Raw genomic sequence first — 11,495 nt, forward strand, 5'->3', positions numbered from 1 at the left:
TGACCTGGGTCACGTCGCCGGCCCGCCGGGCCGGAGGTGGGTCAGGACTCGACGGTGATCGGCACGGTCTTGAGCGGACCGTCGCCGTTGCGGAACTCCAGCTGCCCGACGTAGCGGACCCCCGGCTTGAGGCCGGACCACCGCAGCGTCAGGTTCGCCTTCGCGCCCGGCTGGACCGTGCGCTGCTTCGGATCGATGGTGAGCTTGCCGGTGGAGCTGCCCGGCGCGCCCGGCAGGTAGGTGGTGACGGTGTACCCGACGCCGTCCTGATCCGCGGGCAGGTTTTCGACGAACTCCTGCTCGACGACGAGGACGTAGTCCCCGGCGGCCGGCAGGTCCACCTTGGCGCCGCGGCGGGAGCTGACCGTGGCGGTGACGAACTTACCGGCGGTGTCGTAGACGTAGACGCTGTACTCGGTACACGCCATCACCCCCTCCTCGTCCTCCCAGTCGATGGCCGAGCAGGCGGGCAGCTGCGAGGTCACCAGCACGTGCGGGTCAGGGGTGCCGGCCGGCACGTGCAAGGTGCTGCGGTACATCGACGCGGGCAGCGGGTTCGGCAGGTTGTCCAGCGAGGACCAGTCCCACGAGGCGCCCTCGCCGCGCAGCGTGACCGCGTCGCTGGTGCCGGCGGTCAACCCGGTGAGCTGCGCGACCAGCTTGCCCTGGTAGCCGGCCTCGGTGGCGATCTCGACGCTGCCCGAGGTGCCGGAACCGGTGATCGAGTCGGGGGCGATCAGCCCGCTGTTGTGCACGACCAGCGGGATCCGTACGTCGTGCCGGTACTGGTCGCGCCAGGCCAGCGCGCCGTCGGCCCAGGTGTCGAACGCGCCACCGTTGTTGGTGACCTCCACCGTGAAGCGGGCCGTCTTGCCGGGGCGGACGGTCAGCTTGGCCGGGGTGACCTTCACCTTGTAGCCCGCGGGCGCCTCGACCGACGCGGTGTACGTGCTGGTCCGGTCGCTGACGTTGGTGACGGTACGGGTGACCTTCTGCTTGCCGACCATCCGGCCCAGGGCGATCGACGGGTAGTTCAACTGGACGGTGTCGATCGCACCGATCTCGTCGCAGCCCTCCACGTTCGCCCCGGTCTCACTGGCCCGGTCCTCGTCCAGCCCACACAGGTACCGCAGCCAGTCCTGCGGGGTGGAGTCGTAGACCAGGCCCGGGTCGAACGCCCCGCCGGGCCGCACCTCACCGGCACCGTAGTTCAGCGGGCTGGCGTCGTACGTGCCGATCTTGATCGGGTTGCCCTTGTCGGTACGGTCGGCCGCGCTGGTCATCAGCGCCGAACGGACCGCCGTCGGCGACCAGTCCGGGTGCTTGGCCAGCACCAGCGCCGCGATGCCGGCGATGTGCGGCGCGGCCATCGAGGTACCGGACTCCAGGGCGAAGTCGTTACCGCCCGCCGACGGCGAGAACGCCGCGACGACGTCCACGCCCGGGGCGCTGATGTCCGGCTTGAGCAGGTCACCGGCGCTCAACTTCGACGGGCCGGCGGAGGAGAACGCGGCGACGGAGGGCGCCTCGACCGTCTCCAGGGTGCTCGCCGAGATGGTCGCCGTGGCGTTGCCGGCGGCGACGTACGCGAGGACCGTCGCGGCGTCGACCTCGTTGATGTGCACCGACGGAACCGCGTGGACGTCGGCGTTGAGCGAGTTCAACGTGTCGTTGTACATCACCATGCCGACCCCGCCCGCGCGCGCGACGGCGATGCTCTTGTCGGTACGCGGGATCTCGCCGCGCAGACACATCACGATCTTGCCCTTGACCTTGGCCGGGTCCAGGACGTCGTCGGCGCAGAGTTCGGCGGCGTACGTGTTGTTCGGGTCGATCGCGCTGTCCCGCGCGGTGACCAGCGGGGCCGGCCCGACACTTGTCTCGCCCATGCCCACACCCTCGACGGTGGTGCCGTTGCCGAGGGTGAGCGTCCGGGTGTACTGCTGGTCGGTGGCGGTCGCCGCCACCGTCGTCACCCACGGGCTGGAGTTGTCGACGGTGCTCGGGGTGGGGCCTGCGTTGCCGGCTGCAGCGGAAACGAACACCCCGGCCACGGCGGCGTTGAAGAACGCGGCGTCGATCGCGTTGAGGGTCTCGTTGTCGTCACCGATCGAGTAGTTGATCACGTCGACGCCGTCGGCGACCGCGTCGTCGATCGCGTGCACGATGTCGATCTCACTGCCGACCGCCGAGCCGGCGCCGTCGTCGTACAGCGCCTTGTAGACCGCGAGCCGGGCGGCCGGCGCCATGCCGGAGATCGTGCCGAGGTCGCGGCCGCCCGAGGTCGCCCGCACGCCGTTGTTGCCGGCGGCGGTGCTGGCCGTGTGGGTGCCGTGGCCGTTCCGGTCGCGAGGCGAGAGGAAGTCGTCGGGGAACGCGTCGGCGATCCCGCTGTCGTTGTACCAGCGCGCCCCGATCACCTTGTTGTTGCAGCTGACCGGCGCCTCGACGCCGACGTCACAGGCGCCCTTCCACTTGGCGTCGACGACCGCCTGATCGGGACGCGGGGTGGGCAGCGGCGCGAAGCTCGCGCTCTCCGGCCAGAAACCGCTGTCGATGACCCCGATGATCATGCCTTCGCCGGCGTGCCCGACGTCGCCGAACTGCTGCTGCCACACGCCACCGCGCCCGGTCAGGCCCAGGTAGTCGGGGGTGTGCGAGGTGAGCGCGTGCACCCTGCGGTCCGCGTACACCGCGCGTACGCCGCGGGTGGCGCGCAGCCGGGCCGCCTGCGGCCCGGTCAACTCCGCCACGAAGCCGTTGAACGCCGTCTCCATCGAGACCCGGGGCTGAGCCGTGACGCCCACGCCCTTGAGCACGTCCGTGCGTTTGCGGCGCAGGTGCTCCCGGTAGGCCGTGGCGTTCCCGGAGTTCTTGTTGAGCTTGCCGCCACGGGCCGGCTTGGTCGCCGCGATCCCGGCCACGCCGCCGGTGTAGGTCGCCAGCGGCTGCTCGTCGAGCTGGACGAGGTACCGGGCCGTCGGCCCGCCGCTGCCGGTCGGCGCGGCCGCGGCGGCACCTCCCGCCACGCTCGTCAGGCTCGCCGCGACCAGTGCGGCGGCGGCCAGCAGGCCGACCCCGCGCACGGTGCGCCCGGACCTCTGCACGTTCGGTTCTGGCACGTCGTTGTCCTCCGCGTTGTGTGCCGGCCGTCACGCGGATGGTGACGGTGGCCGAAAGGTAGGAGCGACGAACGATCATGCGGAAGCGCCCGTAACCCAGCCGTTACCTTGGAAACAGTCTCGTAACGTCACGGGTACTTTCCATGTCATTTGGCGGGCCGCGAGCCGCATCGAGCGACCGTTCGGTCACCCCCGACCGACCGCCGGGAGACCCGGCAGACGTCGACCGGTTCACCGTCCACGGCGGATGTTCACCGGCCCGTCCACCGCTCGTCCGCACCCCGCCAGGGCACCTATCCGGTAGCTGACTGTACGGAATGCGCCGGTCACCCGGCGCATACGCTCCGACGTGCCTGCCCGTCCCACCAGGCATTCTTCCCGTCGGCAGCCCCGATCCCCGGGATCCGGGCCACCAGCTCGAATGAGGTCCGTATGACCAAAGTGGTGTACGCCGCCGAGCCCGCCGTGGGCTGGCGACGGCGTCTGGGGGCGATACCGGTCGTCCCGGTACTCGTCAGCGCGTTGCTGCCCGTCCTGGTGCTCAGCAGCCCGGCGGCGGCGGCCGATCTCAACATGACCGTCCGGGTGACCGTCGAGCGCGTCGAAGGCCACGACTTCGGCGAGGACCCCGACTTCTACAGCTACGTGGAGATCGCCGGAGAGTCGTTCAACAACGAGGACACCCCGGCGACCGACCCGTTCGAGGACACCTACACGATCGAACCGAACTGGGAGTTCTCCAAGCAGGTCGCCCTCTCCAGCGGCACCGTCCCCATCTACCTGGAGATCCGCGACGAGGACGGCTTCCTCCGGTTCGACGACGACATCGCCGACCTCGATCCCGACGGCGACGACCCGGACGACCCCTCGGACAACGACGACGACACTGACCAGTCGCTCAGCTTCACGCTCGACCTCAACGCGTGCACCGTGACCGGCGACCTGAGCGGCGGCTGCGGCGTGTTCACCAGCACCGGAACGCCCGACGAGTCGGCCTCCATCCGGCTGCGGGTCGAGGTGACCGAACCCCCGGCCGCCCCGGGCATCCGGATCAGGTGCATGCACACACCGCTCTTCCCGCAGGTCGGCGACACCGTCACCATCACCGCCGAGTTCCTCGACGGTGCCCTCACCCCGGCACGGGCCGACACGCTGGAGATCTGGGTCAACGATCGCACCACCCCGGACGTGAGCACGGCCAACTCGCTCACCCTCACGTACAACCACACCATCACCGGCGGGGGCAGCTTCAGCTACGGCTGCCGCGGCGTCGACGACAGCGTCCCCATCTTCACCGGATGGCGGTCGGTGGCGGCGACCGCCGGCGACGGCGACGAGGTCCCGGTGCTCTACACCGGCAGCACGTACAGCCGGGTGGACTGGGTGTTCGTCGGCGACTCCGACGACTACAGCGGCGCCGCCGACCCGCAGTTCCAGTCGGACGTACAGCAGATCATCTACAACTCGTTCTACAGCTACGACCCGTTCCTCGTGCATCAGGACGCGATGAGCTTCTGGCTCCAGGTCGGCACCGGCCAGGCGGACCCGGCCGAGGACGGCTGCGACCACGTCGTACCCGACTCGGGTTGGGCCGACAGCGTGATGGTGGTGCACGTGGACTCGTTCCGCGACTGCGCGATGGGCGGCTCGAACGTCTTCTCCGGTGAGAACACCAGCTTCAGCACGATCCGCCACGAGTCCGGGCACCGTCCGTTCGGGCTCGCCGACGAGTACTGCTGCGACGGCGGCTACTACCAGCAGGACGTCTACCCCAACGTCTACGACGAGCCGGAGGACTGCGCCGACGACGCGCCCGACCTCGGCCGGACCGCCTCGGACTGCCGGGAGTTCGAGGAGGAGATCGAGAACTGGGACGACTTCGACTGGTCGGTCTCCGACCCGGCCACGAACGACCTGATGGTGGACAACGCCACCGCCCAGGCGGCGGACATCAGACGCATCGAGTGGTACTTCGCCGAGTGCCGCGGCGCGAAGTGCTGAGGGGATGAGGACGATGCGCATGACAACCAACTCGCGCCGCCGCCTGGCCTGGTGGCTGCTGCCGGTCGCGGTCGGCGTGGCGCTCTGGGTGGGCGCCCCGGCCCTCTCGGATCCCGCCAACGACCCGACGATCCAACCGATCCCCAACTTCGCCGCCGACAACGCGGCGGACGAGGCCAAGTCGATAGTCGTACGGGTGTCGTTCAACGGCCGCGCCGACGCCACGGTCACCGACATCCAGGTGGTCGACGAGCGCGCCCCCTCCCACCTCGGCGCACCACCGCTGTCCAAGGTGGACGTGCTCGGCGAGACGGGCGACCTGATCGGCACCTTCAACGACTGGCACCCGATGTGGGAGCTGGGCGAGGAGGCACCCGGCGGCGGTGAGACCCGCCGGCTCAACCCGCACGCGTCGGGACGTTGGATCGCCCCGTTCGACCGGGACGCGGCCACCATCGTCGTCACCGACATCGCGGCCGCCGACGAGATCGTACGGGCCGACCTCACCGACGCGATCCACGACTTCTGCCTGGCCCACCCCGACGACGAGGACTGCCTCCGGGCCGACCTCGCGGTCGAGGCGGTGACCGTGACCGCCGCACCGCCGATCGGCCTCGTCGGGAAGGACGCCACGATCACCGTCGGCACCGTCGTGACCAACAACGGCCCCGACGGCCCGGCGGACGCGGCACTCACCACGACGGCGACGGCCGGATCAGGTGTGACGGTGACTCCGGCCACCCGGACGGCGACGCTGCCCGGCATCGCGGTCGGCGCCGACGTCACCGAGTCCGACCAGTGGACCGTGCGGTGCGACACCCCCGGCCAGCACACCGTCACCTTCACCGCCACGGTTGCCACCACCCACCCGGCCGACGTCGACCTGGTGGCCACGAACAACACCAGGTCCACGACCCACACCATCGACTGTGCGGTGCCGGTCACCGTCAACATCAAGCCCGGCGGCGACCCGAACAGCATCAACCTGGGTGCCGGCGGGAACAACGCGCCGCTGGCCGTGCTCACGACGACAGCGGGCGAGTACGGCAACCCGCTCGCCTTCGACGCCCGGACCGTCGTCGCCACGACGGCCCGCTTCGGGAACCGGGCGGTGGTGCTCGGCGGCGGAGGCGGCGCCGAGACGCACAACCGGCGGCACGACGAACGCAGCTACGAGCTCGACGAGCGGACCCGCGACGCCGACCTCGACGCCGTCCTGCACTTCCGCGCCGGGGACGGCGGCTTCACCGCCGGCGACACCGAAGGCTGCCTGATCGGCAAGTTCACCGACCCGGCCGGCACCTTCACGTTCTTCGGTTGCGGGCCGGTCCGCATCGTCCCCTGACTTCGGGACCGGCCAGCCGTTGTCCTCCCCGCCGGTGCGGGGAGGACAACGGCCGCCGGACGGGCCAGCCGCCGGGGCCACGGCGACCGCGGAGTGGACCAGATGCACTACGGCTCGTCACCGGTGTCGGTGACGAGCCGTGAACCTTCTGCTGAAGATGGTGGGCGATACTGGGTTTGAACCAGTGACCTCTTCCGTGTCAAGGAAGCGCGCTCCCACTGCGCCAATCGCCCGTGGTGACCGCCCGAGGCCCGGAACAGCCAGGCATCCGTCAGGCGGATCCGCGAGCGGACGACGGGACTCGAACCCGCGACCCTCACCTTGGCAAGGTGATGCGCTACCAACTGCGCTACGTCCGCACATCCCCGGCGAGCGCCGGTGACAGGGAGAACTGTACCCGATCCCAAGATCGGCCCGCACGGTACCCGGCGGGTTGAATGGTTGCGCTGTTCAGCGGCGGGGTACTGAGTCTCCCGACAGCGCACCACATCCCCGCAAAGGAGGCTGTCATGGGTATCGGAACCAGCATCTTCCTGATCGCGGTCGGCGCGATCCTCACCTTCGCGCTCGACGCGAGCCCCGGCGGGTTCGACCTCGACGTCGTCGGCTGGATCCTGATGGCGGCCGGCGTGCTCGGCCTCGTCATGACCACGCTCATCTGGGGCCGTCGCCGCTCCGGCGTGGTCACCACCGACCAGCCGGTCCGCCAGGTCGAGGAACCGGTCGAGTACCGCCGGGTCGAGGAGCCGGTGGAGTACCGCCGCGTCGAGGAGCGCCGGAACGTCGCCCCGCCGCTGTGACGCCGGCCGCCGCCATCGACCTGCCGAGCCCGGCGGACTCGAGCATCCGGCGGGCCGACCTCCTCGTCACGAGGTGGTCGGTCCGCCCGGTCGTGTCGCCAGTCCGCAACCCGTCGCACGCGCCGTAAGAGACCCGGCTCGCCCACCCGGCCCGGACGACCGGCGCCGCCTTCGTCAGGGCTGGCGGATCGCCTCGGCCGCGATCTCGATGCGGACGTTCTTGCCGACGAGCACGCCGCCGCCCTCCAGCGCGACGTTCCACAGCAGGCCGTAGTCCTCACGGTCGAACTCGGCCGTCGCGGTGAACCCGAAGATCTCCTGCCCGGACAGGTCGCGCCGGGTGCCGCCGAACTCCACCTGGAGGTCGACCGGCCGGGTGATGTCCTTGATCGTCAAATCACCCTTGAGTACGAAGCGACCGGAGGTACGAGCCGGCGGGGCGCCGAGATCGCCCCCGACGCGGCGCCCGAGGCGGTTGTTTCCGCGCAGCCGCGCCCAGAAGAAGATCGGATCGACCTCGTCCTGCGGGACCATCCCGGTACTGCGGTATTCCAGCGTGGGGTAACGCTCCACATCGAGGAAGTCGGGGCTCTTCAGGTGCACGTCCCGGTCGTCGTGTCCGGTGACGATGCTCGACGATCGGATGGTGGCCACCACCGAGGAGTGCAGTGGGTCCTCGTCGACGACGATCCGGGCCTTCCCCTCGGTGAACTCGCCACGCACCGGGCTGACCATCATGTGCCGACCCACGAAACCAATGCGCTTGTGCGCCTGGTCGAGTTCGTAGGTGCCGGCGGCCGGGATCGTCATGCCCTTCCACACCCGCGTGGCTGGACCCGTCATCGTTTCGTGCCTTTCCCTGACTTTCGGGTCCGCCTGGCCGCTCGCCGTACCTGCCGCGAGGGCCGCGGACGCCTGCCCCGGCGCTCAGAGTAAGGCGTGTCGAATTCACCTTGGGGGGAGTCGAATTGATGACAGGAAGTGGCTGACACCCGGCACCCGAATGCCCGCACATCCCTTCCGTACGGCAGATTCCCTGCCAGCAAAGGGATTCGCCGCGATGGGACACGACGGGGGCGGCGACAAGTGTCGATCTTGTCACCCCGTGCCGCCTCCGCGAAGCAGTTCAATGGCGTGAAGAATCTCACGAGCTTGCGGAAACCGTTTGCCCTTGTGCACGTATGAGAAAGCCAGCAATTGCGACAGATTCGACTGCCGCCCGCCCGCGAATACGATTGGCGGCGAAGAACGCGCCGGACGGGGTCCCGACGCCCACTCCGCGCCCCATCTGTTGGGGCGGCCGGCGCGCGGGAGATCGACTAGAGTTCCCGGCCATGACCGCCGTGGAGGCGCCCGTCGCGCCGACGCCCGCCGCCCCGATGCAAGCCGTAACGCCGCCGCCGGTGACCACACCGCGCCCGCTCGGACTCGCCGGCTGGCCACGCGTCGTACGTACGTCGATGATGATGGTCGGCGCGGCCGTGGCGCTCGGGGTCGCGTACACCAGTCCCGACCGGCTCCTGCCCGAGTCCCGCAACGAGTGGCTGCTGTGGGCGTCCGCCGCCGGGCTGCTCGGCGCGCTCAGCGGATCGACCATCGGCTCCGGCGTGGCTCGCTGGCACGACCTCCAGCAGATCCAGCACGTCCCGGTCCGACGGGTCTTCTCGTCGGTGCTGGTCTTCCTCGCGTTGGTGGCCGGCGCGGTGGCCGCCGCGCACGCCATCCTGGGCCGCGGACTGACCTGGCGGTTCGGGGTCTTCCTCGGCATCGTCATACTCGGGTCCCTGCCGGCCGGGGCGACCCTCGCGGGGCTGCGCGTCGTCTCGATGCGCGGTCTCACCGGCACTCCCGGCGAGCAGCTGGCCGCGCTGATGCGGCTGCGCCGGATCCTCGCCCGGGTGCTACAGATGATGGGTTCGTTGCTGCTCGTACTGGTGCTGATCGGCGCCGCATCGGTCGGCTGGGGCAGCTCGGAGACGATCCCGCAGTCCACCGCGCTCATCATCGGCGCCGCCGGCTCGATCCTCATCGCGTTGATGCACATCCCGTCGGCGACCCTGCTGCGTCGGCGCTGCCAGGTGTACGTGGACGAGTTCTCGGACATCGCCCACGTGCCGAAGGCCGACCTGATCTCCGCGGCGGAGAACCGAATCAAGCTGGAGGAGATCCTCGGTGTCAACCGCACCAGCCTCAGCGAGCTCCAGTCGGGGCTGGTGATCATCGGCCCGCTCCTCGCGACCTCGATCGCGGCGGTCATCCCCAAACTCTGACCGGTCCGGTCGTGCCGTCCGCCCGCCGCCGAGACCCGCCGCCGGCGGGCGGACGCCCAGCGGCCCAGCGGCCCAGCGGCCCAGCGGCAGGAATGAAAGCAGCTCGCCACCGATGTCCGGTGACGAGCTGCTTCAACTACTCATCTAACTGGTGGGCGATACTGGGTTTGAACCAGTGACCTCTTCCGTGTCAAGGAAGCGCGCTCCCACTGCGCCAATCGCCCGAGCCTGTGTCTACGAGGTGGGGACGGGATTTGAACCCGCGTACACGGCTTTGCAGGCCGTTGCCTCGCCTCTCGGCCACCCCACCGAGGTTGCCCCCGTCATGCGTGGCGGCATTCTCCGAGCGGACGACGGGACTCGAACCCGCGACCCTCACCTTGGCAAGGTGATGCGCTACCAACTGCGCTACGTCCGCGTGCCACCGGCGTTCCCCGGTGACGGATGAGAACTCTAGCCGAGGCGGCGAACCGTTGCCAACTCGGGGTGCCCACTCGGCGCGTCCCTGCCCCGTTCGAGGGGTTCGGCCACGGACGAGCCGGACGGCCGCATCGCGTAGAGCGTCCTAGGAGACTGCCCAATGCTCCGTTGTTACAGAGTCTCGACGAACTGTCCGCATTCCGACTCTTTGACAGGCCGAAAGCCACTCGATCATAACTGCCCGTGTTCATCCGGATGGGTTACGGTAACCGGCGTGATGAGACGTGCGGCCGAGATCCGCCTGGATGCCCTGCTGCGCACGGCCTGCGACGTGATCGCGGAACGCGGTCTGGCCAATACCCGGACGGCCGACGTCGCACAGGCCGCCGGGGTGAGCCAGGCCCTTGTCTTCTACCACTTCGCCACGAAGGAACGGCTGCTCGCCCAGGCCTTCGAGTACGCGGTCGAGCAGGACCTGGCTCGGCTGGACGCGGTGGTCCGCTCTCCCGCCCCGCCGCTGACCAAGCTGCGCCGGATCCTCAAGCTCTACACCCCGGCGGGACGCCCGACCTCCTGGTCCATGTGGATCGACGGCTGGTCGGAGTCGCTGCGTACCCCCGAAGTGGAGCGAGTCTCCCGCCGGCTGGACCTGCGCTGGCGGGAGGACCTCGCCGCGGTCATCGCCGACGGCGTACGCGACGGCACCTTCGAGTGCGCCGACCCGGCCGGGGCGGCCTGGCGGATCAGCGCGGTGATGGACGGCCTGGCGGTTCAGCTGGCGGTGCACGACCGGGTGATCTCCCGGCGGCAGTTCACCGAGTGGGTCCGCCTGGTCACCGCTCGCGAGTTGGGCCTGGACCCGGCCGAGCTGGACTGATCGAGCAGCCCCACGTGGGACGACCGGGCATAGCGACTCGGTCCACCCCGGGTGGCCGCGACAATCGGCGACATGGACCTGTTGGAGAGCTATCGCCGCAGCCTGGCCGACTTCATCGACCGGGTCGAGCGGGTCAGTGCCCCGCAGTGGTCGGCGCGGACCCCCTGCCCGGACTGGGATGTCCGCACGCTGGTCAACCACGTGGTGTACGAGGCCCGGTGGAGCGTTCCACTGTTCGCCGGCCGCACCGTCGCGGAGGTCGGTGACCGCTTCGACGGTGACCAACTCGGCAGCGATCCGATCGTGGCCGCACGCGATGCCGCGTCGCAGGCCGAGATCGCCGCGTCCCACCCCGGCACCCTGACGCGCACCGTCCACCTCTCCTCCGGCGACCTCCCGGCGACCGAGTACCTGCACCAACTCCTCGCCGAGCACCTCATCCACGGCTGGGACCTCGCTGTCGCCATCGGCGACGACCCTCGGCTGGACGCCGACGCGGTCCGGGAGTGCGCGAGATGGTTCGAGAAGCACGCCGGCGACTACCAGCGGGCTCAGCTGACCCGGCCCGGTGTGCAGGTGCCCACCGACGCCGACGCGCAGGACCGGTTGATCGCCGCGTTCGGCCGCGACCCACGCTGGACACCGGCCGGCTGAACCACC

The 11,495-nt window shown here is 70.0% G+C and carries 8 protein-coding genes and 5 tRNA genes; 6 read left to right on the forward strand and 7 right to left on the reverse strand.

What is annotated here, in order from left to right; all coding sequences use genetic code 11:
• Nucleotides 1-41 precede the first annotated feature (41 nt).
• On the reverse strand, nucleotides 42-3,122 hold the full coding sequence (locus AB0F98_RS01755) for a S8 family serine peptidase (RefSeq protein WP_357727084.1): 3,081 nt from the start codon (nucleotides 3,120-3,122) through the stop codon (nucleotides 42-44).
• A 432-nt stretch (nucleotides 3,123-3,554) separates the two neighbouring features.
• On the opposite strand from AB0F98_RS01755, the gene AB0F98_RS01760 reads away from it, so the two are divergent.
• Together AB0F98_RS01760 and AB0F98_RS01765 are read left to right on the forward strand one after the other, a co-directional pair.
• Nucleotides 3,555-5,123, forward strand: a complete 1,569-nt coding sequence (locus tag AB0F98_RS01760) for a hypothetical protein (protein ID WP_357727087.1) — start codon at nucleotides 3,555-3,557, stop codon at nucleotides 5,121-5,123.
• 19 nt (nucleotides 5,124-5,142) lie between these two features.
• Entirely contained in the window at nucleotides 5,143-6,468 is a 1,326-nt protein-coding gene (locus AB0F98_RS01765; RefSeq protein ID WP_357727090.1) for a hypothetical protein, read from the forward strand.
• Nucleotides 6,469-6,626: 158 nt separating this feature from the next.
• Here the strand turns inward: AB0F98_RS01765 and AB0F98_RS01770 are convergent.
• Nucleotides 6,627-6,701 (reverse strand) — tRNA-Val (locus tag AB0F98_RS01770).
• A gap of 53 nt (nucleotides 6,702-6,754) precedes the next feature.
• Nucleotides 6,755-6,827: transfer RNA gene (locus AB0F98_RS01775), tRNA-Gly, on the reverse strand.
• Nucleotides 6,828-6,977: 150 nt separating this feature from the next.
• On the opposite strand from AB0F98_RS01775, the gene AB0F98_RS01780 reads away from it, so the two are divergent.
• Complete coding sequence (locus AB0F98_RS01780) at nucleotides 6,978-7,268, forward strand: DUF6458 family protein (protein ID WP_357727093.1); 291 nt, start codon at nucleotides 6,978-6,980, stop codon at nucleotides 7,266-7,268.
• 174 nt (nucleotides 7,269-7,442) lie between these two features.
• Here the strand turns inward: AB0F98_RS01780 and AB0F98_RS01785 are convergent, their stop codons facing one another.
• Complete coding sequence (locus tag AB0F98_RS01785) at nucleotides 7,443-8,111, reverse strand: YceI family protein (RefSeq protein WP_357727096.1); 669 nt, start codon at nucleotides 8,109-8,111, stop codon at nucleotides 7,443-7,445.
• Nucleotides 8,112-8,602: 491 nt separating this feature from the next.
• On the opposite strand from AB0F98_RS01785, the gene AB0F98_RS01790 reads away from it, so the two are divergent.
• Nucleotides 8,603-9,538: a hypothetical protein gene (locus tag AB0F98_RS01790; protein WP_357727099.1), complete on the forward strand. Its 936-nt coding sequence runs from the start codon at nucleotides 8,603-8,605 to the stop codon at nucleotides 9,536-9,538.
• 149 nt (nucleotides 9,539-9,687) lie between these two features.
• On the opposite strand, the gene AB0F98_RS01795 is transcribed toward AB0F98_RS01790, so the two are convergent.
• From AB0F98_RS01795 to AB0F98_RS01805, 3 genes are all read right to left on the reverse strand, one after another.
• Nucleotides 9,688-9,762: transfer RNA gene (locus AB0F98_RS01795), tRNA-Val, on the reverse strand.
• 15 nt (nucleotides 9,763-9,777) lie between these two features.
• A tRNA-Cys gene (locus AB0F98_RS01800) sits at nucleotides 9,778-9,848 on the reverse strand.
• A 35-nt stretch (nucleotides 9,849-9,883) separates the two neighbouring features.
• Nucleotides 9,884-9,956: transfer RNA gene (locus tag AB0F98_RS01805), tRNA-Gly, on the reverse strand.
• A gap of 276 nt (nucleotides 9,957-10,232) precedes the next feature.
• Between AB0F98_RS01805 and AB0F98_RS01810 the strand changes: the two genes are divergently transcribed.
• Together AB0F98_RS01810 and AB0F98_RS01815 are read left to right on the forward strand one after the other, a co-directional pair.
• A complete protein-coding gene (locus AB0F98_RS01810; RefSeq protein ID WP_357727102.1) occupies nucleotides 10,233-10,835 on the forward strand; it encodes a TetR/AcrR family transcriptional regulator in 603 nt (200 codons plus the stop codon).
• A 72-nt stretch (nucleotides 10,836-10,907) separates the two neighbouring features.
• A complete protein-coding gene (locus tag AB0F98_RS01815) occupies nucleotides 10,908-11,489 on the forward strand; it encodes a TIGR03086 family metal-binding protein (RefSeq protein WP_357727105.1) in 582 nt (193 codons plus the stop codon).
• Nucleotides 11,490-11,495: the final 6 nt, after the last annotated feature.

This window comes from Micromonospora sp. NPDC023737, assembly GCF_040639715.1.
In the GTDB taxonomy this organism is placed as follows: domain Bacteria; phylum Actinomycetota; class Actinomycetes; order Mycobacteriales; family Micromonosporaceae; genus Micromonospora.

What these genes read in the sequence shown, in the direction of transcription:
- AB0F98_RS01790 (WP_357727099.1), top strand. Translation starts at nt 8,603, where the DNA reads ATGACCGCCGTGGAGGCGCCCGTCGCGCCGACGCCCGCCGCCCCGATG.
- AB0F98_RS01765 (WP_357727090.1), top strand. Translation starts at nt 5,143, where the DNA reads ATGACAACCAACTCGCGCCGCCGCCTGGCCTGGTGGCTGCTGCCGGTC.
- AB0F98_RS01815 (WP_357727105.1), top strand. Translation starts at nt 10,908, where the DNA reads ATGGACCTGTTGGAGAGCTATCGCCGCAGCCTGGCCGACTTCATCGAC.
- AB0F98_RS01785 (WP_357727096.1), bottom strand. Translation starts at nt 8,111, where the DNA reads ATGACGGGTCCAGCCACGCGGGTGTGGAAGGGCATGACGATCCCGGCC.
- AB0F98_RS01760 (WP_357727087.1), top strand. Translation starts at nt 3,555, where the DNA reads ATGACCAAAGTGGTGTACGCCGCCGAGCCCGCCGTGGGCTGGCGACGG.
- AB0F98_RS01780 (WP_357727093.1), top strand. Translation starts at nt 6,978, where the DNA reads ATGGGTATCGGAACCAGCATCTTCCTGATCGCGGTCGGCGCGATCCTC.